This is a genomic window from Pseudarthrobacter sp. NS4 (assembly GCF_024758005.1).
Classification (GTDB): Bacteria; Actinomycetota; Actinomycetes; order Actinomycetales; family Micrococcaceae; genus Arthrobacter.
Map to the genome: position 1 here is coordinate 3,057,405 of NZ_CP103288.1, position 21,287 is coordinate 3,078,691.

The 21,287-nt window shown below is 62.0% G+C and carries 34 protein-coding genes; 3 read left to right on the forward strand and 31 right to left on the reverse strand.

Translation table 11 applies throughout. The features are described from left to right. Positions 1-81 precede the first annotated feature (81 nt). Positions 82-1,749: a sensor histidine kinase gene (locus NXY83_RS14385; protein ID WP_258802887.1), complete on the forward strand. Its 1,668-nt coding sequence runs from the start codon at positions 82-84 to the stop codon at positions 1,747-1,749. Here the strand turns inward: NXY83_RS14385 and NXY83_RS14390 are convergent. From NXY83_RS14390 to NXY83_RS14425, 8 genes are all read right to left on the reverse strand, one after another. Then, entirely contained in the window at positions 1,746-2,639 is an 894-nt protein-coding gene (locus tag NXY83_RS14390) for a tRNA pseudouridine synthase A (protein WP_258802888.1), read from the reverse strand. The genes NXY83_RS14385 and NXY83_RS14390 overlap by 4 nt on opposite strands. Positions 2,640-2,671: 32 nt before the next feature. Next, positions 2,672-3,247, reverse strand: coding sequence for a 50S ribosomal protein L17 (gene rplQ, locus NXY83_RS14395; RefSeq protein WP_258802889.1), 576 nt, complete (start codon positions 3,245-3,247; stop codon positions 2,672-2,674). Positions 3,248-3,315: 68 nt separating this feature from the next. Beyond that, positions 3,316-4,326 carry a DNA-directed RNA polymerase subunit alpha gene (locus NXY83_RS14400; protein ID WP_013601812.1) on the reverse strand — a complete coding sequence of 337 codons (1,011 nt, stop codon included), beginning with the start codon at positions 4,324-4,326 and terminating at the stop codon, positions 3,316-3,318. A gap of 130 nt (positions 4,327-4,456) precedes the next feature. Then, positions 4,457-4,858 carry a 30S ribosomal protein S11 gene (gene rpsK / locus NXY83_RS14405; protein WP_018769149.1) on the reverse strand — a complete coding sequence of 134 codons (402 nt, stop codon included), beginning with the start codon at positions 4,856-4,858 and terminating at the stop codon, positions 4,457-4,459. A gap of 54 nt (positions 4,859-4,912) precedes the next feature. Then, positions 4,913-5,287, reverse strand: a complete 375-nt coding sequence (gene rpsM, locus NXY83_RS14410; protein WP_003803743.1) for a 30S ribosomal protein S13 — start codon at positions 5,285-5,287, stop codon at positions 4,913-4,915. Between the two features lie 174 nt (positions 5,288-5,461). Then, positions 5,462-5,575: a 50S ribosomal protein L36 gene (gene rpmJ, locus NXY83_RS14415; RefSeq protein ID WP_009358722.1), complete on the reverse strand. Its 114-nt coding sequence runs from the start codon at positions 5,573-5,575 to the stop codon at positions 5,462-5,464. 72 nt (positions 5,576-5,647) lie between these two features. Next, on the reverse strand, positions 5,648-5,869 hold the full coding sequence (infA, locus tag NXY83_RS14420; protein ID WP_009358723.1) for a translation initiation factor IF-1: 222 nt from the start codon (positions 5,867-5,869) through the stop codon (positions 5,648-5,650). A 167-nt stretch (positions 5,870-6,036) separates the two neighbouring features. Then, positions 6,037-7,005 (reverse strand): P1 family peptidase, encoded by a 969-nt coding sequence (locus NXY83_RS14425; RefSeq protein WP_258802891.1) that lies wholly within the window; start codon positions 7,003-7,005, stop codon positions 6,037-6,039. Between the two features lie 109 nt (positions 7,006-7,114). On the opposite strand from NXY83_RS14425, the gene NXY83_RS14430 reads away from it, so the two are divergent. Next, positions 7,115-7,606: a DUF2975 domain-containing protein gene (locus NXY83_RS14430; RefSeq protein ID WP_258802892.1), complete on the forward strand. Its 492-nt coding sequence runs from the start codon at positions 7,115-7,117 to the stop codon at positions 7,604-7,606. Further along, a complete protein-coding gene (locus NXY83_RS14435; protein ID WP_258802893.1) occupies positions 7,606-7,851 on the forward strand; it encodes a helix-turn-helix domain-containing protein in 246 nt (81 codons plus the stop codon). The genes NXY83_RS14430 and NXY83_RS14435 overlap by 1 nt, the downstream gene beginning before the upstream one ends. Before the next feature lie 54 nt (positions 7,852-7,905). Here NXY83_RS14435 and map read toward each other — a convergent pair whose 3' ends face one another. From map to rpsJ, 23 genes are all read right to left on the reverse strand, one after another. Then, on the reverse strand, positions 7,906-8,733 hold the full coding sequence (gene map / locus NXY83_RS14440; RefSeq protein ID WP_258802895.1) for a type I methionyl aminopeptidase: 828 nt from the start codon (positions 8,731-8,733) through the stop codon (positions 7,906-7,908). A 72-nt stretch (positions 8,734-8,805) separates the two neighbouring features. Then, the gene (locus tag NXY83_RS14445) at positions 8,806-9,375 is read right to left on the reverse strand and encodes an adenylate kinase (RefSeq protein WP_258802896.1); all 570 of its coding nucleotides are present in this window, start codon (positions 9,373-9,375) and stop codon (positions 8,806-8,808) included. A gap of 5 nt (positions 9,376-9,380) precedes the next feature. After that, positions 9,381-10,691, reverse strand: a complete 1,311-nt coding sequence (gene secY, locus NXY83_RS14450; RefSeq protein WP_258802897.1) for a preprotein translocase subunit SecY — start codon at positions 10,689-10,691, stop codon at positions 9,381-9,383. Between the two features lie 215 nt (positions 10,692-10,906). Continuing rightward, entirely contained in the window at positions 10,907-11,392 is a 486-nt protein-coding gene (gene rplO, locus NXY83_RS14455; RefSeq protein ID WP_258802898.1) for a 50S ribosomal protein L15, read from the reverse strand. Further along, a complete protein-coding gene (gene rpmD, locus NXY83_RS14460; protein ID WP_078027228.1) occupies positions 11,393-11,599 on the reverse strand; it encodes a 50S ribosomal protein L30 in 207 nt (68 codons plus the stop codon). Positions 11,600-11,601: 2 nt separating this feature from the next. After that, positions 11,602-12,330: a 30S ribosomal protein S5 gene (gene rpsE / locus NXY83_RS14465; protein WP_258802899.1), complete on the reverse strand. Its 729-nt coding sequence runs from the start codon at positions 12,328-12,330 to the stop codon at positions 11,602-11,604. Continuing rightward, positions 12,327-12,710 carry a 50S ribosomal protein L18 gene (rplR, locus tag NXY83_RS14470; protein WP_079596676.1) on the reverse strand — a complete coding sequence of 128 codons (384 nt, stop codon included), beginning with the start codon at positions 12,708-12,710 and terminating at the stop codon, positions 12,327-12,329. Before rplR ends, rpsE begins: the two co-directional genes overlap by 4 nt. A gap of 2 nt (positions 12,711-12,712) precedes the next feature. After that, on the reverse strand, positions 12,713-13,249 hold the full coding sequence (gene rplF, locus NXY83_RS14475; protein WP_258802900.1) for a 50S ribosomal protein L6: 537 nt from the start codon (positions 13,247-13,249) through the stop codon (positions 12,713-12,715). 18 nt (positions 13,250-13,267) lie between these two features. Then, positions 13,268-13,666, reverse strand: a complete 399-nt coding sequence (gene rpsH / locus NXY83_RS14480) for a 30S ribosomal protein S8 (protein WP_079596674.1) — start codon at positions 13,664-13,666, stop codon at positions 13,268-13,270. Between the two features lie 88 nt (positions 13,667-13,754). Continuing rightward, on the reverse strand, positions 13,755-14,336 hold the full coding sequence (gene rplE / locus NXY83_RS14485) for a 50S ribosomal protein L5 (protein WP_050054317.1): 582 nt from the start codon (positions 14,334-14,336) through the stop codon (positions 13,755-13,757). After that, positions 14,336-14,698: a 50S ribosomal protein L24 gene (gene rplX, locus NXY83_RS14490; RefSeq protein WP_013601824.1), complete on the reverse strand. Its 363-nt coding sequence runs from the start codon at positions 14,696-14,698 to the stop codon at positions 14,336-14,338. The genes rplE and rplX overlap by 1 nt, the downstream gene beginning before the upstream one ends. Before the next feature lie 3 nt (positions 14,699-14,701). Continuing rightward, positions 14,702-15,070: a 50S ribosomal protein L14 gene (gene rplN / locus NXY83_RS14495; RefSeq protein ID WP_009358299.1), complete on the reverse strand. Its 369-nt coding sequence runs from the start codon at positions 15,068-15,070 to the stop codon at positions 14,702-14,704. 583 nt (positions 15,071-15,653) lie between these two features. Continuing rightward, positions 15,654-15,959 (reverse strand): 30S ribosomal protein S17, encoded by a 306-nt coding sequence (gene rpsQ, locus NXY83_RS14500; protein ID WP_013601827.1) that lies wholly within the window; start codon positions 15,957-15,959, stop codon positions 15,654-15,656. After that, positions 15,956-16,285, reverse strand: coding sequence for a 50S ribosomal protein L29 (gene rpmC / locus NXY83_RS20915; RefSeq protein ID WP_309484083.1), 330 nt, complete (start codon positions 16,283-16,285; stop codon positions 15,956-15,958). The genes rpsQ and rpmC overlap by 4 nt, the downstream gene beginning before the upstream one ends. A gap of 2 nt (positions 16,286-16,287) precedes the next feature. Next, complete coding sequence (gene rplP, locus NXY83_RS14510; protein WP_013601829.1) at positions 16,288-16,704, reverse strand: 50S ribosomal protein L16; 417 nt, start codon at positions 16,702-16,704, stop codon at positions 16,288-16,290. Then, entirely contained in the window at positions 16,705-17,538 is an 834-nt protein-coding gene (gene rpsC / locus NXY83_RS14515; protein WP_258802901.1) for a 30S ribosomal protein S3, read from the reverse strand. Further along, complete coding sequence (rplV, locus tag NXY83_RS14520) at positions 17,539-17,904, reverse strand: 50S ribosomal protein L22 (protein ID WP_009358304.1); 366 nt, start codon at positions 17,902-17,904, stop codon at positions 17,539-17,541. 38 nt (positions 17,905-17,942) lie between these two features. After that, complete coding sequence (rpsS, locus tag NXY83_RS14525; RefSeq protein WP_018773666.1) at positions 17,943-18,224, reverse strand: 30S ribosomal protein S19; 282 nt, start codon at positions 18,222-18,224, stop codon at positions 17,943-17,945. Positions 18,225-18,236: 12 nt separating this feature from the next. After that, positions 18,237-19,076, reverse strand: a complete 840-nt coding sequence (gene rplB / locus NXY83_RS14530) for a 50S ribosomal protein L2 (protein ID WP_009358305.1) — start codon at positions 19,074-19,076, stop codon at positions 18,237-18,239. Between the two features lie 29 nt (positions 19,077-19,105). Further along, positions 19,106-19,411, reverse strand: coding sequence for a 50S ribosomal protein L23 (gene rplW / locus NXY83_RS14535; RefSeq protein ID WP_009358306.1), 306 nt, complete (start codon positions 19,409-19,411; stop codon positions 19,106-19,108). Then, the gene (rplD, locus tag NXY83_RS14540) at positions 19,408-20,028 is read right to left on the reverse strand and encodes a 50S ribosomal protein L4 (RefSeq protein WP_258802903.1); all 621 of its coding nucleotides are present in this window, start codon (positions 20,026-20,028) and stop codon (positions 19,408-19,410) included. The genes rplW and rplD overlap by 4 nt, the downstream gene beginning before the upstream one ends. 4 nt (positions 20,029-20,032) lie before the next feature. Further along, positions 20,033-20,683, reverse strand: a complete 651-nt coding sequence (gene rplC / locus NXY83_RS14545; protein ID WP_258802904.1) for a 50S ribosomal protein L3 — start codon at positions 20,681-20,683, stop codon at positions 20,033-20,035. 17 nt (positions 20,684-20,700) lie between these two features. Then, a complete protein-coding gene (gene rpsJ / locus NXY83_RS14550) occupies positions 20,701-21,009 on the reverse strand; it encodes a 30S ribosomal protein S10 (RefSeq protein ID WP_003803825.1) in 309 nt (102 codons plus the stop codon). Between the last annotated feature and the right edge of the window lie 278 nt (positions 21,010-21,287).

Consider the following 21,287-nt stretch of genomic DNA (forward strand, 5'->3'; position numbering starts at 1 on the left):
GGACAACGATGACCTGCAGGAATTCGGCGGCACGTGCCGCCATTGCCCGGAACATAACTTGGTGGGGCCTGAGCGGCGTTTATGACTGAATCCCTGTTTCGGCGCGGACAACTGCGCTTCTTCCGGGGATTGGGGACCCGCTCGCAAGTGGCACTGTGCCAGCTGCCACTGACGCTGCTGGTGGCTGCATTGGCAGTGGCCACGCCGTTCGCTTGGCCTGAACTTTTGCAAGATCCGCTTTATGTGGGCGGTATCGTTCTGCATAGTGTCCTGTTCCTGGCCTGCTTTTTGGTCCCATGGGAGCGGCTGGCGCACCGCCCGTACCTGCTGATCCCGATCCTGGACTTCGCCGCGATCGGCCTGCTGCGCAATGGCGCCCTTCCTCTTCTCCCTGGCCTGGCCGTCCTGGCCGTGTTCCCGGTCATTTGGCTCTCCGCTTCCGGAATGCTGGCCCGCACCAGTTTGGTGCTCAGCTTCGCGGGCCCTTTTTTCATCATGCTTCCGTCCGTGGCAGCGAAAGTCCCCAACTTCACGGCGTCGGACATCACCACCGTGTTCCTCTTCCCCCTCATCACGCTCGCCGTATCCTTGGCGATCAGATTTGCGAGCGTTCATCTGCGCATGCAGCAGCGGGAGCTCGCGGAAAAGGACCGTGAACTCCGGAAGCTGCTGGGTGAAAGCCGGGAACGGGAAAAACTGCTCCAGACGGTACTGGACGCCACCGACGTCGGCATTGCCGCCGTCGACCGTTCCGGCCACTTCCTGGTGACCAACAACCGGCAACGGAGCTTCCGCCGGCAAACACAAGGTGACGACGCCGTTCCCGGCCAAGATCACCAGCTGATCTTCGGGCAGGACAGGCGAACTTTGCTGCCGCCCGAGAAGCGGCCCATCAGCAGGGCGATGGCCGGTGAATCCTTTGCCGACTATCTTGTGTGGACCGGCGAGGGCACGGAGCAGCGCGCCGTATCCACGGCCGCCCGGCCGCTGTTCAGTGAGGATGGCCAACTCACGGGTGCAGTAGTGGTGTATAACGACGTCACGGGCTGGGTGGAGGCGCTGGCGGCGAACCAGGAACTCGTTTCGAACGTCACGCACGAGTTCAAGACGCCGCTGAACTCCATTATCGGAAACATTGACCTGGTGCTTGACGATGTCACTGCACTGCCGCCGAAGGTTGCCCAGCGGCTATTGGTTGTCCAGCGGAACGCCGAGCGGATGCTGGCCCTTGTGGCTGATCTCTCTGCCTCGGCATCCATCGCATTGAACGTCCATCCCAAACGAACGGACCTCGCCAGCCTGGTGGAAACCAGTATTGATTCGGCGCAGGCCCAGGCCGAGCAAGCGAACATCCTGCTTACGGCGGACGTCCCATCTCCACTATGGGCCTACGCGGACCCGCTCCGGATAGGACAGGCGCTGGACAATTTGGTCTCGAACGCCATCAAGTACTCCCCCAACGGCGGGCGGGTCACCATCAGCGCCCGCAGCACCAGTGAATGGGTTCAGCTCAGCGTCAGCGACACCGGCATGGGGATCAGCAGCGAGGACACCGCCAGGGTCTTCAACCGGTTCTTCCGCTCCGAGTCCGCCCGTGAAGCGGCGATCGCAGGCGCAGGCCTGGGGCTGTCCATCACCAGGATGATCGTGGAGCGCCACGGCGGGAGCATCACTTGCGTGAGCGGCCAGGGGGAAGGCAGCACTTTCACCCTGACCCTGCCGGCCGAGGGGCCTCCGCCGTCCTTCTAGTACTGCCGCACTGCCCTTGTCAGCTCGGCGCGGGCCAGCAGCTCGTCGTCGGACGGGTAGGCCACTTCCTCGAGCACCAGGGGGTGCGGCGCGGCCAGGACGGATTTCGCGTCGCGCTTCTTCGCCAGCAACCGTTCATGCAGCCAGCCGGGTTCCACCACGCCCTCCCCCACGTACAGTGCGGAACCGATGAGGGCGCGCACCATGTTGTGGCAGAAGGCATCGGCCTGCACGGTGGCCACAATGACGCCGTCCTCCGCACGCGTGAACTCGAAGCGCTGCAGCTCGCGGATGGTGGTGGCCCCCTCCCGCGGCTTGCAGAAGGCGAGGAAGTTCTGGAGCCCCAGCAGGCGGGACGCGCCCTCGTTCAAGAGGGAAACGTCCAAGGCGTTCTTGTGCCACAGCGTGGAGTACCGGCCCAGCGGGTCCCACAGGGCGGGACCGTCGGCGATCCGGTAACTGTAGCGCCGCCAGAGGGCCGAGAAGCGCGCGTCAAAGCCTGGAGGGGCCAATGACACGCGGTGCACTTCGACGGCCCCGGTGAGGTCGCCAAGTATCCGGCTCAGGGCACCGCGGAGCCGCCGCAGCATGGCGACGGCGGGGTCGAGTTCGTGCCCGCGCGGGAGCCCCAGCCACTCGGCTTCGGTGAGGTCCAGGTGGACCACCTGCCCCCGGGCGTGCACACCGGCGTCGGTGCGGCCGGCCACGGTGACACGGATGGGCCGCCGGACGAGCAGTTGCAGTGCCTCTTCCAGCACGCCCTGCACCGTACGCAGGCCTGGCTGCAGGGCCCACCCGCTAAACGGACCGCCGTCGTACGACAAATCGAGCCGGACACGCAAAAACCCACCGCCCCCCAAAACGGGGGCCGCGGGTTTTTGGTCGTTCATAGACCTAAGTCTATGCGAAGCGGGTCAGCGAATTACTTCGCGTCCTTCTCCTCGGCAGCGGGTGCTTCGGCGGCTTCCTCAGCGGCCGGAGCCTCTTCGGTAGCAGCTTCTTCAGTCGCAGCTTCTTCAGCGGCGGGAGCTTCAGCAGCTTCGGTCTCGGCGACCTCAGCCTCGGGAGCTTCCTCGGCAGCCGGAGCAGCCTTGGCGGCAGCCTGGGTGGCCTCAGCGACTACAGCCTGCTTGGCGGAAACCGGCTCGAGGACCAGTTCGATGACAGCCATGGGAGCGTTGTCGCCCTTGCGGTTGCCGATCTTGGTGATGCGGGTGTAGCCGCCGTCGCGGTTCTCCACTGCCTGCGCAATGTCGGTGAACAGCTCGTGGACGACGCCCTTGTTGCTGATCAGGCCCAGGACGCGGCGGCGGGAAGCCAGGTCGCCGCGCTTGGCGAAGGTCACCAGGCGCTCTGCATACGGCTTCAGGCGCTTGGCCTTGGTCACCGTGGTGGTGATCCGCTTGTGCTCGAACAGGGATGCTGCCAGGTTCGCGAGCATGAGGCGCTCGTGAGCCGGGCCGCCTCCGAGGCGCGGACCCTTAGTGGGGGTAGGCATAATTGTTTCTCCTCATATGGAAGCCGTGGGCGGCACACCATGGTGCTGCCCGCCGGCCAAGGTCTGGTTTAGAGTTCGTCGTCGCCGAAGGCGGCGTCGTCCTCTTCGATTGCTGCGGCGCGTGCTGCGAGGTCAAAACCGGGAGGCGAGTCCTTGAGGGACAGGCCCAGTTCAACCAGCTTTGCCTTGACCTCGTCAATGGACTTTGCACCGAAGTTGCGGATGTCCATCAGGTCGGCCTCGGAGCGGGCAACGAGTTCACCCACGGTGTGGATGCCCTCACGCTTGAGGCAGTTGTAGGAACGGACCGTGAGGTCCAGATCCTCGATCGGCAGTGCCATGTCAGCTGCCAGGGCAGCGTCGGTGGGCGACGGGCCGATCTCGATACCTTCAGCTGCGGTGTTCAGCTCACGGGCCAGACCGAACAGTTCCACCAGGGTTGTGCCTGCGGAAGCGACGGCATCGCGCGGGGCGATGGCCTGCTTGGTCTCGACGTCGACAATCAGCTTGTCGAAGTCGGTGCGCTGCTCAACACGGGTTGCTTCCACGCGGAAAGTAACCTTCAGCACCGGCGAGTAGATGGAGTCGACCGGGATGCGGCCGATCTCTGCGTCGCCGGACTTGTTCTGAGCTGCCGAAACGTAGCCGCGGCCGCGCTCGATGGTCAGTTCGAGTTCGAACTTGCCCTTCGAGTTCAGCGTGGCGATGTGCAGATCCGGGTTGTGGAATTCGACGCCGGCCGGCGGAGCAATGTCCGCGGCGGTGACGACTCCGGGGCCCTGCTTGCGCAGGTAAGCGACAACCGGCTCGTCGTGCTCGGAGGAAACCGACAGGCTCTTGATGTTCAGGATGATCTCAGTGACATCTTCCTTGACACCCGGAACCGTGGTGAACTCGTGCAGCACGCCATCGATCCGGATGCTGGTTACGGCAGCACCGGGGATGGAGGAGAGCAGGGTACGGCGGAGGGAGTTTCCGAGGGTGTAGCCGAAGCCCGGTTCCAGCGGTTCAATGATGAAACGCGAACGGTTTTCGGAGACTACCTCTTCGGAGAGGGTGGGGCGCTGTGCAATGAGCACTTAGGTTTCCTTTCGGCGAGCATCCGCTATATGACGCAACACAGGTGGTGGAAATTCGGTCTGAAGACTTAACGCGCTGGGCTTGCCCGGACCATTGAAGGTCCGGGCAAGCTTTTGCGGCGGGAAAGCCTTAGACGCGGCGGCGCTTCGGCGGGCGGCAGCCGTTGTGCGCTGCGGGGGTGACGTCCTGGATGGAGCCAACCTCCAGGCCTGCAGCCTGCAGCGAACGGATTGCGGTCTCGCGTCCGGATCCCGGTCCCTTGACGAAAACGTCTACCTTGCGCATGCCGTGCTCCTGCGCACGCTTGGCAGCAGCTTCAGCAGCCATCTGGGCAGCGAACGGGGTGGACTTACGCGAGCCCTTGAAGCCGACCTCACCTGAGGAAGCCCAAGAGATAACAGCGCCGTTCGGATCCGTGATGGAAACGATGGTGTTGTTAAAAGTGCTCTTGATGTGCGCCTGGCCAAGCGCGATATTCTTCTTGTCCTTCTTACGCGGCTTGCGAACCGCGCCACGAGTCTTCGGGGGCATTTTTTCTCCTACAGAAAGTTATTGGGGAAAGCTCCGTTAATCCCGGACGGGATTTTAACGGGCCTTCTTCTTGCCGGCGACGGTACGCTTCGGGCCCTTGCGGGTACGTGCGTTGGTCTTCGTACGCTGACCGCGTACGGGCAGGCCCTTGCGGTGGCGCAGGCCTTCGTAGCTGCCGATTTCAACCTTGCGGCGGATATCTGCTGCTACTTCGCGGCGAAGGTCACCCTCAACCTTGTAGTTGCCTTCAATGTAGTCACGCAGCTCAACCAGCTGGGCATCAGTCAGGTCCTTGACGCGAACGTCAGCGCTGATGCCAGTGGCAGCCAGGGTTTCGTGTGCACGGGTCTTACCCACGCCGTAGATGTAAGTAAGCGCAATTTCCAGCCGCTTTTCGCGGGGAATGTCTACGCCAGCGAGACGAGCCATAGTGGCAGTACTCCTTGATAAACCGGAGGTCGTAGGCAGTACACCCGCACGTGCTGTGCGGCCCCAGCCTCCGACCGGGGGTTAGCTGCCCGGGCTCCATACGTCCCAGATCAGCTTGTGCTGCCTTTATTTACTTGCGTGGGTTAGCAACCCAGGATTTCCCGATGAGGGGAATTAGCCCTGGCGCTGCTTGTGGCGCGGGTTCTCGCAGATCACCATGACCCGGCCATTACGGCGGATCACTTTGCACTTTTCGCAGATCTGCTTGACGCTCGGCTTGACCTTCATGGCGTTCCTTTGCGTGTAACAGTTGGTCAACTGGAGCAGCGGTCAGCTCGCACTGAAGCGCCGCCCAGCAATTTACTTGTAGCGGTAGACGATACGACCACGGGTGAGGTCGTACGGGCTCAGCTCCACCACTACGCGGTCCTCTGGGAGGATTCGGATGTAGTGCTGGCGCATCTTTCCAGAGATGTGTGCCAGAACGATGTGCTTGTTGGTGAGCTCAACGCGAAACATCGCGTTAGGCAGCGCCTCGGTCACAACGCCTTCGATCTCAATGACCCCGTCCTTCTTGGCCATACCCTCCGCTAACTGTTGTTGCCGCAGCCCTGCCGGATTGCACCGGGCATGACCACGAACGTTTTTGTTGGATCGATTGTCAGCTCCAGGACCCAAAAGGGCGCGGCAGTCCAGACAACCAACAAACAACACTACTCTTTAATGCCGTAAAAGTTAAATCGGCAATACTAACCTACGACGGTGCCGTACGCACCATAGTCCCCCGCCGGAGTAGTCACGGCTTCGGCACTGCCCACACCGTCCAGGATGGCCAAACGTACGACGTCGGCTGCCGCACTTTGCAGCGTCACAAGGCTGATCTGCCGGGCCGTTTCATCGCTTCGGTTCAGTGCCTTCGCTCCGGTTGCAAGGCAAAAGACAGCATCCCCGTCGGCAAGGGTATGGGAAGGGTTGAGCGCCCGGGCAATCCCGGCATGCGCGGCTGATGCGGTCCGCTTACACTCGGCCACATCCAGCACAGCATCAGTAGCAACCACGACGAGCGTGGTGTTCAGCGGCTCGGGGCCCCGGTCATGAAATCTGTCGAAATCCGCGCCCTTGGTTTCGACCGGCTCAACGACCGGCGGACCAACAGGCAAACCCAAGGCGTTCACAACAGCCAGCGCCGCAACCACAACGCCGCCCTCAAGGGTGACGGACGCCGTACCCACGCCGCCCTTGTAGGTTCTGCCAAGAAGCGCTCCGGTGCCGGCACCCAAGTTGCCGCGTCCGACGTCGTGCCCTTCCTTTTCCGCCGCAGCCGCAGCGGCTGCCTGGTAGCCCATGTCCGGCGTCGGACGTGCGGAGAAGTCACCGCCGCGGCCCAGGTCGAAGATCGCCGCCGCCGGGACGATGGGCACCACTCCCCCGGGCACTGCAAAGCCCCTGCCGTTTTCCTCGCACCACCGCTGGGCACCGCCGGCAGAGGCAAGGCCGTACGCGCTGCCGCCGGTGAGCACTACGGCGTCCACCTTGCTGACGAGGCTGGTGGGATCCAGGGCATCGGTCTCGTGGGTCGCCGGCCCGCCGCCCTGAACATCGACGGAGCCAACCGTGCCCGGCGGCGGCAGGACCACCGTCACGCCGGTCAGCCAACCCGCGCCACTCTTCTGGACATGCCCTACCCGGACACCCGGTACATCAGTCAGAGAACCCATGGGCCCATTCTGCCCCGGCGGCCCATCACAAGCCGCCCCATTGGCGGGCCATTGTCAGACCTATTGATTTTCGATAGAATCGCATTGTTGATCGATAAAGGAGACCCAAATGGGAAAACTGTCCGTCCTCGCGCTGCGCATCGTCATTGCGCTGGTCCTCGCCGGTTCGTTGTTCGTGCAGGTGTGGATGGTGCCGCTGATCTCCATCGACCTTGAGGAAGCGGGCGCGCCCACTGGTCCGCGCATCGCGTTTCTGGCCATCGTGGTCCTGGGCATTGTCTGTATACAGGTCACTGCCGTATGCGTATGGCGGCTGCTGACCATGGTCCGACGGGGAACCGTCTTCTCCCACGGCGCCTTCAGGTATGTGGACGTGATTTTCGGCGCTATCGCGACAGCAGCGCTGCTCATGTTCGGGATCGCCGTGCTCCTGGCTCCGGGAGACGTCGCCCCCGGAATTGTCCTGCTGATCTGCGGCGCATCCCTCATGATTGCGGGCGTGGCGCTGATTGTGTTGGTGCTCCGCATGCTGCTGGCACAGGCCGTAGCCCGCGAGGCCGAAGCCAAGCACCTGCGCTCTGAACTCGACGAGGTGATCTGATGGCAATCATCGTCGATATCGATGTGGCGCTGGCCAAGCGCAAGATGCCTGTCGGGGTGCTCGCCGAGCGCGTTGGAATCACACCCGCGAACCTGGCCGTGCTCAAGAACGGGCGGGCAAAGGCAGTACGGTTCACTACCCTCGAGGCACTGTGCGAGGTGCTGGAGTGCCAGCCGGGCGACCTGCTGCGGTGGGAACCGGATGGCCAGGCTGACCCGTCCGGTGATGATCACCCAACTCAGTAGCAGCAGGTGTCGTTTTCAGGCCTGAAAACGACACCTGCTGCTACTTACATGCGTTTAGGGGATGGGCACGGGGGTGACGCCGAGCGGCACAAGGTGCTCCGCGCCGCCGTCGGGCGCGGACAACACCCAGATGCCCTTGTCATGGACCGCCACGGAATGCTCCCACTGGCAGGAACGCTTGCCGTCGGTGGTCACCACGGTCCAGTCGTCCTCCAGCACGGCCGTCTCAATGCCGCCGCGCACCAGCATCGGCTCAATCGCAAGGCACAGGCCGGGCTTGATCTTGGGCCCGCGGTGGCTGGTCCGGTAGTTCAGGACGTCCGGCGCCATATGCATCTCGGAACCGATGCCGTGCCCCACGTAGTCCTCCAGGATGCCCAGCGGTTTCCCGGGCACAGAAGAAACGTAATCATCGATGGCGGCGCCGACATCGCCCACATGGGTGCCGGTGGCCAGGGCTGCGATCCCCCGCCACATGGCAGCGCGGGTGACGTCAGAGAGCCGCTGGTCCTCGGGATCGGCGGTTCCAACAATCACGGTGCGGGCGGAGTCGGAGTGCCAGCCGTCAACAATGGCACCGCCGTCGATCGAGATGATGTCACCGTCCCGCAGGACACGGCCGCCCGGGATGCCGTGCACCACCTCGTCATTGACCGACGTGCAGATGGAGGCCGGGAACCCGTGGTATCCGAGGAAGTTGGACTTCGCGCCGGCTTCGTTCAGGACGGCGGCAAAAACGTCGTCGAGGTGCTTGGTGGTGACACCGGGTGCCGCGGCGGCAACAGCCGCGTCCAGGGCGCGGCCCAGGACCAGGCCTGCCTCGTGCATGGTGCGCATCTGGGCATTGTTCTTGTACTCAATGCGGGGCTGGCCAAAGGCCATGGGTGTGTTCCTTTCAAATGGCTGAGGCTCCTCCCGTGTACCGGGAGGAGCCTCGGAAAACCGCTGCCTGGATCAGGCTGCCTGTGCCGCCTTGATGGCCTGCATCACGCGATCGGTCACTTCGTCAATCGGGCCGATGCCGTCAACCTGGGTGAGGATGCCGCGCTCGGCATACTTTGCCACCACAGCTTCGGTCTGCTCGTGGTACAGGTCAAGGCGGTGGCGGATGACGGCTTCATTGTCGTCGCTCCGGCCCGTTTCCTTGGCCCGGCCGAGGAGGCGGTGCACCAGTTCCTCGTCGTCGGCAGTCAGCTGCAGGACGACGTCGAGCTTCTCCTCACCCTTGGCGAGGATCTCGTCCAGGTAATCCACCTGCGCGGTGGTGCGGGGGTAGCCGTCCAGCAGGAAGCCGCTTTCGACGTCGGCCTCGCTGAGCCGGTCGCGCACCATCTTGTTGGTCACGCTGTCCGGAACGAAATCGCCCGCATCCATGTACTTCTTGGCTTCAATGCCAAGCGGGGTCTCGCCCTTTACATTGGCGCGGAAGATGTCGCCGGTGGAGATCGCCACAACGCCGAGGCGCTCCGAGATCCGCTCCGCCTGCGTTCCTTTTCCGGAACCGGGAGGTCCAATAATCAGCATTCTCGTCATCGCAAAAGCCCTTCGTAGTGACGTTGTTGTAGCTGCGCATCAATTTGCTTGACGGTCTCCAGACCAACGCCCACCATGATGAGGATCGAGGTGCCACCGAACGGGAAGTTCTGGTTCGCGTTGATTAGTACCAGTGCCACCAGAGGGATCAGCGCCACGAAGCCAAGGTACAGGGCACCGGGCAGGGTGATCCGGGAGAGCACGTACTGCAGGTAGTCAGCGGTCGGCTTGCCGGCGCGGATACCTGGGATGAAGCCGCCGTACTTCTTCATGTTGTCCGACACTTCTTCAGGGTTGAAGGTGATCGAAACGTAGAAGTAGGTAAAGAACACGATCATGGCGAAGTACAGAACCATGTAGATCGGCTGGTCGCCGCGGACCAGGTTGTTGTTGATCCATTCGACCCACGGCTGGAGCTGCTCGCCCTGCCTGGGCTGGTTGAACTGTGAGATCAGGCCCGGCAGATACAGCATGGAGGAAGCGAAGATCACCGGGATAACGCCGGCCATGTTCACCTTGATGGGGATGTAGGTGCTGGTTCCGCCCACTGTGCGGCGGCCGATCATCCGTTTGGCGTACTGCACGGGCACACGCCGCTGCGACTGTTCGACGAAGACCACCAGTGCCACGGTCAGCAGGCCGATGGCCAGGACGGTGAAGAACGTTGCCGGTCCCTGCGAGCTCCAGATGGCGCCGAGGGAGGTGGGGAACGTCGCTGCGATGGAAGTGAAGATGAGCAGCGACATACCGTTGCCCACACCCTTCTCCGTAACAAGCTCGCCCATCCACATAATCAGGCCGGTGCCGGCCGTCAGCGTGATGATGAGCAGGATGGTGGTGATGACGCTGTTATCAGGAATGATCGGGAGCGCGCAGCCCGGCAGCAACTGGCCGGAGCGGGCCAGGGATACCAGGGTGGTGGCATTGAGCAGGCCCAGGGCAATGGTGAGGTACCGAGTGTACTGTGTCAGCTTTGACTGGCCCGAAGCACCCTCTTCGTACAGCTCCTGGAACCGGGGGATGACCACCCGGAGTAGCTGGACGATAATGCTCGCCGTAATGTAGGGCATGATGCCCAGGGCGAAGATGGACACCTGGAGCAACGCACCGCCGCTGAACAGGTTAACGAGCTCGTACAGCCCGCCTGCCGTCTGACCGTTCTGCAAGCATTGCTGGACATTCTGGTAGTCCACACCTGGCGAGGGAATGAAAGCACCCAAGCGGAAAATGGTGATGATTCCCAGCGTGAACAACAACTTGCGTCGCAGATCAGGCGTGCGAAAGGCCCGGCCAAATGCGCTAAGCAAGCGTCCTCCTGTGGTGTCAATGAGAGTGGTGTGATGGGGCTCAATAATCCCAACAACCGAGTCTAACGGTTGTATGCGCCATGCGAACAATCCGCAGCAGCGCGCATGCGCCCGATGGCGGGAAAAATACGGCGGGTGGATGTGAAAAACTCCCGGTGACCGGGGCCATGGCCCCGGTCACCGGGAGTTCAACAACAGGCTTTCGCCCACCGGCTCTAGAGAGCGGTGGTGCTTCCGCCTGCTGCAGCGATCTTTTCAGCGGCGCTGGCCGAGAATGCGTGGGCGGTGACGTCAACCTTGACGGTGATGTCGCCGGTGCCCAGCACCTTGACGGGCTGGTTCTTGCGAACGGCACCCTTTTCGACCAGGTTCTCCACGGTGACTGCGCCACCTTCCGGGAACAGCTCGTTGAGCTTGTCCAGGTTTACAACCTGGAACTCAACCCGGAACGGGTTCTTGAAGCCGCGCAGCTTCGGCAGGCGCATGTGCAGCGGCAGCTGGCCGCCGGCAAAGCCAGCCTTGATCTGGTAGCGGGCTGCAGTACCCTTTGTACCGCGACCGGCGGTCTTACCCTTGGAACCTTCACCACGACCAACACGGGTCTTAGCGGTTTTGGCACCCGGGGCGGGACGCAGGTGGTGAACCTTCAGGGCGTTCTGCTTGTCAGCAGACTGTCCATTGTCAGCAGTGTTCTCTGCCATTTACTTCGCCTCCTCTACCTTTACCAGGTGCGGAACCGTGTTGAGCATTCCAACCGTCACGGCGTCGGCGGTGCGGACAACGGTCTGTCCGATACGCTTCAGGCCGAGTGACCGCAGGGTGTCGCGCTGGTTCTGCTTGCCGCCAATGGCGGACTTGATCTGAGTGATCTCCAACTGGGCGTCGGAGGGAATCAGGTTCTTAGCCATAACTAGGCACCTGCCTTCGAATTCAGGAGAGCCTTCACCAGTGCCGGCGGAGCGATCTCGTCGAGGGGCAAGCCGCGGCGTGCTGCCACTGCTGCCGGCTCTTCGAGGCGCTTCAGGGCATCAACGGTCGCGTGAACGATGTTGATGGCGTTGGAGGAACCGAGCGACTTGGAGAGGATGTCGTGGATGCCCACGCACTCCAGTACTGCACGGACCGGGCCACCGGCGATAACACCGGTACCGGCGGAAGCCGGACGCAGCATTACGACGCCGGCAGCAGCCTCACCCTGAACGCGGTGCGGGATGGTGTTGCCAACGCGGGGAACGCGGAAGAAGGACTTCTTGGCCTCTTCAACGCCCTTCGCGATTGCGGCAGGAACTTCCTTAGCCTTGCCGTAGCCAACGCCGACCATGCCGTTACCGTCACCGACGACGACCAGGGCGGTGAAGCTGAAGCGACGACCACCCTTGACCACCTTGGAAACGCGGTTGATGGTGACGACGCGCTCTACGAACTGGCTCTTCTCGGCTTCACGGCCGCCGTCGCGGCCGCCACGGCCACCACGCTCGCCGCGGCCCTGGCCACGGTCGCCACGCTCGCCGCGACGAGCGCCGCCACGGCGGTCGTCAGCAGCGGCGGGGGCAGTGGTCTCAGTGGCCGGAGCAGCTACGGCTTCAGTCGCCTTCTGATCTGCAGACACAGTGTCCTTTTCCTTGTTTGCTTCCGTCACAGTGACAGCCCACCTTCACGTGCACCGTCAGCGACGGCGGCGATCCGGCCGTGGTACTTGTTACCACCGCGGTCGAAGACAACAGCTTCGATACCGGCAGCCTTCGCACGCTCGGCGACGAGCTCGCCAACGCGCTTGGCCTTGGCAGTCTTGTCACCGTCGAATGCACGAAGGTCGGCTTCCAGAGTGGACGCGCTCGCTACGGTCAGGCCCTTGGTGTCATCGACAACCTGGACGAATACGTGGCGTGCGGAACGGTTGACGACCAGACGAGGACGTACAGCCGTACCGGAGATGCGCTTACGGATACGAAGCTGGCGGCGGCTGCGCGAAGCAGACTTGCTCTTGTTCGTACGCTTCTTGTTAATTGAGATGGCCATGGTTACTTACCAGCCTTTCCGACCTTGCGGCGGATGACTTCGCCGGCGTAACGGATGCCCTTGCCCTTATAGGGGTCCGGCTTCCGCAGCTTGCGAATGTTGGCAGCAACCTCGCCGACCTGCTGCTTGTTGATACCTGAAACAGAGAGCTTGGTCGGGGTCTCAACTGCAAAGGTGATGCCTTCCGGTGCGGAGACGCTAACCGGGTGGCTGAAACCGAGAGCGAACTCAAGGTCAGATCCCTTAGCCTGAACGCGGTAACCGGTACCAACGATTTCAAGCTTCTTCTCGTAGCCCTTGGTAACGCCCTCGATCATGTTGGAGATCAGGGTGCGGGTCAGGCCGTGGAGAGAGCGGGATGCGCGCTCGTCGTTCGGGCGGGCGACAGTCAGGGTGTCTGCATCCAGGGTGACCTCGATCGGGCTGGCCACAGTGTGGTTCAGCTCGCCCTTGGTACCCTTGACGCTGACGACAGAGCCGTCAACCTTGACCTCAACGCCGGCAGGAACGGTGATGGGGAGACGTCCAATACGTGACATTATTCTCTTCCTTTCCCGTTACCAGACGTACGCGAGGACTTCGCCGCCCACGCCCTTCTTGCCGGCCTGCTTGTCAGTCAGGAGGCCGGAAGAGGTGGACAGGATTGCGACACCCAGGCCACCCAGCACGTGCGGCAGGTTGGTGGACTTTGCGTAAACACGCAGGCCCGGCTTGGAAATACGGCGAACGCCAGCGATGGAACGCTCGCGGTTCGGTCCGAACTTGAGCTCGATGGTCAGCTTCTTGCCAACCTCAGCGTCCTCTTCCTTCCAGCCGGCGATGAAGCCCTCGGCCTTAAGGATGTCGGCGACGCGTGCCTTGAGCTTGCTGTACGGCATGGACACGGTGTCGTGGTATGCCGAGTTTGCATTGCGCAGACGCGTGAGCATGTCTGCGACAGGATCTGTCATTGTCATGGTGGGCTCTTGCCCTTCCTCATAACGGTTTCCGCGGTTCCGCTTCCACAGATGGAAGCCGTACCGCCGGACCTTTTACGTAGTTAGATTAGTCTTCGGCCTTGAACGGGAAGCCAAGCGCCTTGAGCAGCGCGCGGCCTTCGTCATCGGTCTTTGCAGTGGTAACAACCGTGATATCCATACCGCGGGTGCGGTCGATCTTGTCCTGGTCGATTTCGTGGAACATAACCTGCTCGGTCAGACCGAAGGTGTAGTTGCCGTTGCCATCGAACTGCTTGCCGGACAGGCCGCGGAAGTCCCTGATACGGGGCAGTGCGAGCGTGACCAGGCGGTCCAGGAATTCCCACATGCGGTCGCCACGGAGCGTAGCGTGTGCACCGATGGGCATGCCTTCGCGCAGCTTGAACTGTGCGATCGACTTGCGGGCCTTGGTTACCTGCGGCTTCTGGCCGGTGATCTGGGTCAGATCGCGGACAGCTCCGTCGATCAGCTTGGAGTCCTTGGCGGCATCTCCAACACCCATGTTCACAACGACCTTCACGAGGCGGGGAACCTGGTTGACGTTTTCGTACTTGAATTCCTCAATGAGCGTGCTCTTGATGGATTCGGCGTACTTGGTCTTCAGACGAGGAACGATCTTCGTTGCCGGAGTCTCGAGAGTCTCAGTCATTAGATGTCCTTCCCTGAGCTCTTGGCCACGCGGATGCGGACTTCGCGCTGCTTACCGTTGCGTTCAACGGTTTCGGTGCGGAAGCCGACGCGGGTGGGCTTCTTGGTGGACGGGTCAACCAGGGCCACGTTGGAGATGTGGATCGGGGCTTCAACAACCTCGATGCCACCGGTCTTGGTGCCGCGCTGCGACTGACCGACCTTGGTGTGCTTGGTTACGCGGTTAATGCCTTCAACCAACACGCGGTTGGTGTCGGTGAACACGCGCAGGACCTTGCCCTGCTTGCCGCGGTCGCCGCCGCGCTCAGCCTTGGCGCCAGTGATGACCTGAACGAGGTCACCCTTCTTGATCTTTGCAGCCATGGACTAGAGCACCTCCGGAGCCAGAGAAACGATCTTCATGAACTTCTTGTCACGCAGTTCACGACCAACCGGTCCGAAGATACGGGTACCGCGGGGGTCACCGTCGCCCTTCAGGATCACAGCTGCGTTCTCGTCAAACTTGATGTAGGAACCATCCGCACGGCGGCGTTCCTTCTTGGTACGGACGATGACTGCCTTGACAACATCGCCCTTCTTTACGTTGCCGCCCGGAATTGCGTCCTTGACGGTGGCGACAATGACGTCACCGATGCCTGCGTAGCGACGGCCGGATCCACCGAGAACGCGAATGGTAAGGATTTCCTTAGCACCCGTGTTGTCGGCGACCTTGAGTCGCGACTCCTGCTGAATCACTATTTACTCCTTGCGTCGCGCCGGTTCTCAGACCGAAAATCTTCCTACGGAATGAGCCTTGCGGAACGGTTGATCGGGGTGTCTCTTGACCTGCCTGGATTTTGCCAGACCAGGCCTAAACGCCCGTGCCAACAGCAGTTGCTCCCATCCGGTCCGGGACTGGTCCCGGGCGCAAGGGGGCACTATGCCTTGGCACGCTTGTTTACGAGGTTGATGACGGCGCACGAAAGGCGCCATACAAACTCAATATCCTAGCACAGGTTGGGCCTGTCCCCATATCACCCGGCAGCGCTCGGCCGCAAGACGGACGACGTCGTCACGTACGGCAGCCTATTGGCCCACTTGGGCTGCCACTCCCCCGCCAGGCCGCGGCGGCGCCGTCGTACGCTCTCTCACTTAATGGGCGTTTTTCATCGACGCTCTCTCCCTCTCCGCAGGAAAAGTGAGAGAGCATCCTTCCAAAACCTGCGTTAAGTGAGAGAGCGTCCAGGCAGAAGCCGACGACGGCGTCGGGTGCGTTCCGCTGTTAACGAGGAAGCCCCCGCTCCCGGAGGGAGCAGGGGCCACAGCTAAGCAGCAGGTGCTACTTCGCCTTCTCGAGGATTTCCACGAGCCGCCAGTTCTTGGTGGCGGACAGCGGACGGGTCTCGGCGATGACAACAAGGTCGCCGATGCCGGCGGTGTTGTTCTCGTCGTGTGCCTTGACCTTGGAGGTACGGCGGATGACCTTGCCGTACAGGGCGTGCTTCACGCGGTCCTCAACCTGGACAACGATGGTCTTTTCCATCTTGTCCGAGACCACGTAGCCGCGACGCGTCTTGCGGTAACCGCGCTGCTCAGCCGTGGCTGCGGTAGCAGTTTCCGTCACGTTCTCGTCCTTTTCACTCACTTGGCATCCTCCTCGGTCTCAACCGTTTCAGCCGGCTCGGCCTTCTTGGTTGCTGCCTTCTTGGACTTCTTCTCTTCCTGGGCTTCCACAACCGGTGCGGCAACCTCGGCACGAATGCCCAGCTCGCGCTCACGGAGAACGGTGTAGATGCGTGCGATGTCCTTCTTTACCGCGCGCAGACGACCGTGGTTTTCCAGCTGTCCGGTGGCGGACTGGAAACGCAGGTTGAACAGCTCTTCCTTGGCCTTGCGGAGTTCTTCAACGAGACGCTCGTTGTCGAAACCGTCCAGCTGTGCGGGAGCCAGATCCTTGGATCCTACTGCCATTTCTATTCACCACCTTCGCGACGCAGAATGCGTGCCTTCAACGGGAGCTTGTGGATTGCCAGGCGCAGGGCCTCGCGTGCTACCGATTCTTCGACACCGGAGATCTCGAAGAGAACCCGGCCCGGCTTGACGTTTGCGACCCACCATTCCGGTGAACCCTTACCGGAACCCATGCGGGTTTCGGCCGGCTTCTTGGTCAGGGGACGGTCCGGGTAGATGTTGATCCAGACCTTACCGCCACGCTTGATGTGGCGGGTCATCGCGATACGTGCAGACTCGATCTGACGGTTGGTGACGTATGCCGGGCTCAGGGCCTGGATACCGTACTCACCGAAGGAGACCTTGGTGCCGCCCGTAGCAGCGCCGGAACGACCCGGGTGGTGCTGCTTACGGTGCTTGACTCGACGTGGGATAAGCATTTAAGCCTGTCCTCCTTCTACTGCTGCAGCAGGTGCAGCCTCAACTGCCGGTGCTTCGGCAGCAGGAGCTGCGTCAGCGGCCGGGCGGTCGTTGCGACGGCGGCGGTCACCACGGTCAGCGCCACCCGGACGGCCCGGACGCTCGCCGGCGCGGCCACGGGACGGGGCGGAAGCGGCCTGCTGGGCCAGTTCCTTGGCGGTGACGTCACCCTTGTAGATCCAGACCTTCACGCCGATGCGGCCGAAGGTGGTCTTGGCTTCGTAGAAACCGTAGTCGATGTTCGCGCGGAGGGTGTGCAGGGGCACACGGCCTTCGCGGTAGAACTCCGAGCGGGACATTTCAGCGCCACCCAGTCGACCGGAGCAGGCGATACGGATGCCCTTGGCACCTGCACGCTGCGCGGACTGCATGGCCTTCTTCATGGCGCGGCGGAATGCCACACGTGAAGTCAGCTGCTCTGCAACGCCCTGGGCAACAAGCTGGGCTTCCATCTCGGGGTTCTTGACCTCGAGGATGTTCAGCTGGACCTGCTTGCCGGTGAGCTTTTCGAGCTCGCCGCGGATGCGGTCTGCTTCTGCTCCACGGCGGCCGATGACGATGCCGGGACGGGCGGTGTGGATGTCCACGCGGACGCGGTCACGGGTGCGCTCGATCTCAACCTTTGCGATACCGGCGCGCTCCATGCCCGTGGACATGAGCTGGCGGATGCGGATGTCTTCGCGAACGAAGTCCTTGTACCGCTGGCCGGCCTTAGTGCTGTCAGCGAACCAGTGCGATACGTGATCGGTGGTGATGCCGAGTCGGAACCCGTGCGGGTTTACTTTCTGTCCCACTTAGCGAGCCTCCTCTTTCTCCGGGGTAGCGACTACCACGGTGATGTGGCTGGTGCGCTTCTTGATCTGAAATGCACGACCCTGGGCACGCGGCTGGAACCGCTTCATGGTCGGGCCTTCATCAACAAACGCTTCGCTGATGATGAGGTCGCCTTCGTCAAACGCCACGCCGTCGCGGTCCGCGAGGACCCGGGCGTTGGAGATTGCCGACTGTACTACCTTGAATACCGGCTCCGAAGCTGCCTGTGGGGCAAACTTCAGAATTGCCAGAGCCTCATTCGCTTGCAATCCACGAACAAGGTTGACGACGCGCCGGGCCTTCATAGGCGTTACGCGGATGTGGCGCGCAATTGCCTTGGCTTCCATTGCTTTCCTTCTCTCGTCTTTGACGTAAGTGCAGGCGCCTAGCGGCGCTTGCCCTTACGGTCGTCCTTGACATGGCCGCGGAATGTCCGCGTGGGAGCGAATTCGCCGAGCTTGTGCCCGACCATCGACTCAGTGACAAACACCGGGATGTGCTTGCGTCCGTCGTGTACGGCGATCGTGTGTCCGAGCATGTCGGGGACGATCATCGAACGGCGGGACCAGGTCTTGATGACGTTCTTGGTGCCCTTTTCGTTTTCCCTGGCTACCTTCACAAAGAGGTGCTGGTCAACGAAAGGACCTTTTTTCAGGCTGCGTGGCATGTGTCCAGGCTCCTATCGCTTGTTCTTGCCAGTACGACGGCGACGCACAATAAGCTTGTCGCTCTCTTTGTTGGGGCGGCGGGTGCGGCCTTCCCGCTGACCGTTCGGGTTGACGGGGTTACGTCCACCGGACGTCTTGCCCTCGCCACCACCGTGCGGGTGGTCAACCGGGTTCATGGCGACACCGCGGACGGTCGGGCGGACGCCCTTCCAGCGCATGCGGCCGGCCTTGCCCCAGTTGATGTTCGACTGCTCGGCGTTGCCCACCTCGCCGACGGTTGCGCGGCAGCGCACGTCAACGTTGCGGATTTCGCCGGAAGGCAGACGCAGCTGGGCGAAACGGCCTTCCTTGGCAACAAGCTGGATGGATGCGCCGGCGGAGCGGCCCATCTTGGCGCCGCCACCCGGACGCAGTTCAACTGCGTGGATAACGGTACCCACGGGGATGTTGCGCAGGGGCAGGTTGTTGCCAGGCTTGATGTCAGCGTTGGCACCTGCCTCTACGAAGTCACCCTGGGACAGCTTGTTCGGGGCGATGATGTAACGCTTGGTGCCATCAACGTAGTGCAGGAGGGCGATGCGAGCCGTACGGTTCGGATCGTACTCAATTTCAGCAACGCGGGCGTCAACGCCGTCCTTGTCGTGGCGACGGAAGTCGATCAGACGGTACTGGCGCTTGTGTCCGCCACCCTTGTGACGGGTGGTGATCTTACCGGTGTTGTTACGGCCGCCCTTTTTGGGCAGCGGGCGTACCAACGACTTTTCCGGCGTCGACCGCGTGATTTCGATGAAGTCCGCTACGCTCGAGCCGCGACGGCCCGGGGTAGTCGGCTTGTATTTACGGATTCCCATAATTTATTTCCTCGTTAAAGTGGTCTCCGCTACGAGAGCGGACCGCCGAAGATGTCGATGGTGCCTTCTTTGAGGGTGACAATCGCACGCTTGGTGTTCTTGCGGGTACCCCATCCGAATTTGGTGCGCTTACGCTTACCGGCACGGTTGATGGTGTTGATCGATTCGACCTTGACGGAGAAAATCTTCTCCACGGCCAGCTTGATCTCGGTCTTGTTCGACCGGGGGTCCACCAGGAAGGTGTACTTGCCCTCGTCGATCAGGCCGTAGCTCTTTTCCGACACGACGGGTGCAAGCACGACGTCGCGGGGATCCTTGATGGTGGCTGCACTCACTTGGCATCCTCCTCGTTCTTAGCTGCCTTAGCGGCAACGAATGCTTCGTAGGCAGCCTTGGTGAAGACGACGTCATCAGACACGAGAACGTCGTAGGTGTTCAGCTGGTCTGCGTACAGAACGTGAACACCGGCGAGGTTGCGCACGGACAGTGCAGCAACGTCGTTGTCGCGCTCGATGACGACCAGCAGGTTTTTGCGGTCGGAAACACCGCGAAGCGTTGCCAGTGCGCCCTTGGCGGAAGGCTGGGTGCCTTCGACCAGATCGGCGACAACGTGGATGCGTCCGTTGCGGGCCCGGTCAGACAGTGCGCCGCGCAGTGCAGCAGCAATCATCTTCTTGGGGGTGCGCTGGCTGTAGTCACGCGGGGTGGGACCGTGGACAACGCCACCGCCGGTCATGTGAGGAGCACGGATGGAACCCTGACGGGCGCGGCCGGTACCCTTCTGCTTGAACGGCTTGCGTCCTGCACCGGAAACTTCAGCGCGGGTCTTGGTCTTGTGGGTACCCTGGCGAGCAGCAGCGAGCTGGGCAACGACAACCTGGTGCAGCAGCGGCACGTTGGTCTGAACGTCGAAGATCTCTGCAGGCAGGTCAACCTGGACAGTGTTAGCCATTGAACTAGGCTCCCTTCACGGCGGTGCGTACGAGTACGACCTGGCCGCGGGCGCCGGGAACGGCACCCTTGATAAGGAGCAGCGACTTCTCGACGTCAACCGCGTGAACCGTCAGGTTCAGCGTGGTGTGACGAACGGCGCCCATGCGGCCGGCCATTTTCATGCCCTTGAAGACGCGGCTCGGGGTGGATGCGCCACCGATTGAACCGGGCTTACGGTGGTTCTTGTGGGCACCGTGGGAAGCTCCAACGCCGTGGAAGCCGTGACGCTTCATAACACCGGCGAAGCCCTTACCCTTGGTGGTGCCGATGACGTCGATCTTCTGGCCGGCTTCGAAGAGCTCAACGGAGAGCTCCTGGCCCAGCTCGTACTCAGCAGCATCTGCGGTACGGAGTTCGACGACGTGGCGGCGAGGCGTAACGCCTGCCTTTTCAAAGTGACCAGCCAGCGGCTTGGTGACCTTGCGGGGATCGATCTGGCCGTAGCCGATCTGAACGGCGACGTAGCCATCAGCTTCTGCGTTGCGCAGCTGGGTGATGACGTTCGAGTCTGCCTGGACCACAGTGACGGGGATGAGCTTGTTGTTCTCGTCCCAGACCTGGGTCATGCCGAGCTTCGTGCCCAGCAGGCCCTTTACGTTACGGGTTGCGGTCATAGTTTCTCAGCACCTCCCTACAGCTTGATTTCGATGTTCACGTCAGCCGGCAGGTCGAGACGCATGAGCGAGTCAACAGCCTTCGGCGTGGGATCGATGATGTCGATAAGACGTTTGTGCGTGCGCATTTCAAAGTGCTCGCGGCTGTCCTTGTACTTGTGCGGAGAGCGGATGACGCAGTACACGTTCTTCTCCGTAGGCAGCGGCACGGGGCCCACTACCGTTGCGCCTGCGCGCGTGACCGTCTCAACGATCTTCCGTGCTGAAACGTCAATGACCTCGTGGTCGTATGACTTCAGCCGGATGCGGATTTTTTGTCCCGCCATGTCGCCTGACTCTCTTTCAGTCTGTGCTTCCCCTGGTTGGGGCTGCCCTGTTCACTTACTCGTTGTGTGGCTGCCGAAGCATTTGAAGTCGTAACTACCACCCGCCGCACAAACTGAATCCGGATGAATCCGGGTTCCTCACCTTGCCGGCGCAACCGACCCCCGCGGTCGGGCGTGTCGCGCTCTACACGCATACAAATCCGCAGTTCCATTGGGGTGGGTTATGTTTGGTCTTCCACTTGGACCCTGACACCCGGCATTATCCGAATCGGGACACG

What these genes read in the sequence shown, in the direction of transcription:
- NXY83_RS14435 (WP_258802893.1), top strand. Translation starts at nt 7,606, where the DNA reads ATGGCAATCATCGTCGATATCGATGTGGCGCTGGCCAAGCGCAAGATG.
- map (WP_258802895.1), bottom strand. Translation starts at nt 8,733, where the DNA reads ATGGCCTTTGGCCAGCCCCGCATTGAGTACAAGAACAATGCCCAGATG.
- rpmC (WP_309484083.1), bottom strand. Translation starts at nt 16,285, where the DNA reads ATGGCAGTAGGATCCAAGGATCTGGCTCCCGCACAGCTGGACGGTTTC.
- rplX (WP_013601824.1), bottom strand. Translation starts at nt 14,698, where the DNA reads ATGGCTGCAAAGATCAAGAAGGGTGACCTCGTTCAGGTCATCACTGGC.
- NXY83_RS14445 (WP_258802896.1), bottom strand. Translation starts at nt 9,375, where the DNA reads ATGCTGATTATTGGACCTCCCGGTTCCGGAAAAGGAACGCAGGCGGAG.
- NXY83_RS14385 (WP_258802887.1), top strand. Translation starts at nt 82, where the DNA reads ATGACTGAATCCCTGTTTCGGCGCGGACAACTGCGCTTCTTCCGGGGA.
- rplQ (WP_258802889.1), bottom strand. Translation starts at nt 3,247, where the DNA reads ATGCCTACCCCCACTAAGGGTCCGCGCCTCGGAGGCGGCCCGGCTCAC.
- rplB (WP_009358305.1), bottom strand. Translation starts at nt 19,076, where the DNA reads ATGGGAATCCGTAAATACAAGCCGACTACCCCGGGCCGTCGCGGCTCG.
- rpsS (WP_018773666.1), bottom strand. Translation starts at nt 18,224, where the DNA reads ATGCCACGCAGCCTGAAAAAAGGTCCTTTCGTTGACCAGCACCTCTTT.
- rplO (WP_258802898.1), bottom strand. Translation starts at nt 11,392, where the DNA reads ATGGCAGAGAACACTGCTGACAATGGACAGTCTGCTGACAAGCAGAAC.
- rpsJ (WP_003803825.1), bottom strand. Translation starts at nt 21,009, where the DNA reads ATGGCGGGACAAAAAATCCGCATCCGGCTGAAGTCATACGACCACGAG.
- rpsM (WP_003803743.1), bottom strand. Translation starts at nt 5,287, where the DNA reads ATGGCTCGTCTCGCTGGCGTAGACATTCCCCGCGAAAAGCGGCTGGAA.
- rplC (WP_258802904.1), bottom strand. Translation starts at nt 20,683, where the DNA reads ATGACCGCAACCCGTAACGTAAAGGGCCTGCTGGGCACGAAGCTCGGC.
- NXY83_RS14390 (WP_258802888.1), bottom strand. Translation starts at nt 2,639, where the DNA reads ATGAACGACCAAAAACCCGCGGCCCCCGTTTTGGGGGGCGGTGGGTTT.
- rplD (WP_258802903.1), bottom strand. Translation starts at nt 20,028, where the DNA reads ATGGCTAACACTGTCCAGGTTGACCTGCCTGCAGAGATCTTCGACGTT.
- rpmD (WP_078027228.1), bottom strand. Translation starts at nt 11,599, where the DNA reads ATGGCTAAGAACCTGATTCCCTCCGACGCCCAGTTGGAGATCACTCAG.
- rpsK (WP_018769149.1), bottom strand. Translation starts at nt 4,858, where the DNA reads ATGCCCCCGAAGACTCGTGGCGCGGTTCGCAAGCCGCGTAAGAAGGAC.
- rplV (WP_009358304.1), bottom strand. Translation starts at nt 17,904, where the DNA reads ATGGAAGCCAAGGCAATTGCGCGCCACATCCGCGTAACGCCTATGAAG.
- rplP (WP_013601829.1), bottom strand. Translation starts at nt 16,704, where the DNA reads ATGCTTATCCCACGTCGAGTCAAGCACCGTAAGCAGCACCACCCGGGT.
- rplE (WP_050054317.1), bottom strand. Translation starts at nt 14,336, where the DNA reads ATGACTGAGACTCTCGAGACTCCGGCAACGAAGATCGTTCCTCGTCTG.
- infA (WP_009358723.1), bottom strand. Translation starts at nt 5,869, where the DNA reads ATGGCCAAGAAGGACGGGGTCATTGAGATCGAAGGCGTTGTGACCGAG.
- rplR (WP_079596676.1), bottom strand. Translation starts at nt 12,710, where the DNA reads ATGGCCATCTCAATTAACAAGAAGCGTACGAACAAGAGCAAGTCTGCT.
- rpmJ (WP_009358722.1), bottom strand. Translation starts at nt 5,575, where the DNA reads ATGAAGGTCAAGCCGAGCGTCAAGCAGATCTGCGAAAAGTGCAAAGTG.
- NXY83_RS14425 (WP_258802891.1), bottom strand. Translation starts at nt 7,005, where the DNA reads ATGGGTTCTCTGACTGATGTACCGGGTGTCCGGGTAGGGCATGTCCAG.
- rpsH (WP_079596674.1), bottom strand. Translation starts at nt 13,666, where the DNA reads ATGACAATGACAGATCCTGTCGCAGACATGCTCACGCGTCTGCGCAAT.
- NXY83_RS14430 (WP_258802892.1), top strand. Translation starts at nt 7,115, where the DNA reads ATGGGAAAACTGTCCGTCCTCGCGCTGCGCATCGTCATTGCGCTGGTC.
- rplF (WP_258802900.1), bottom strand. Translation starts at nt 13,249, where the DNA reads ATGTCACGTATTGGACGTCTCCCCATCACCGTTCCTGCCGGCGTTGAG.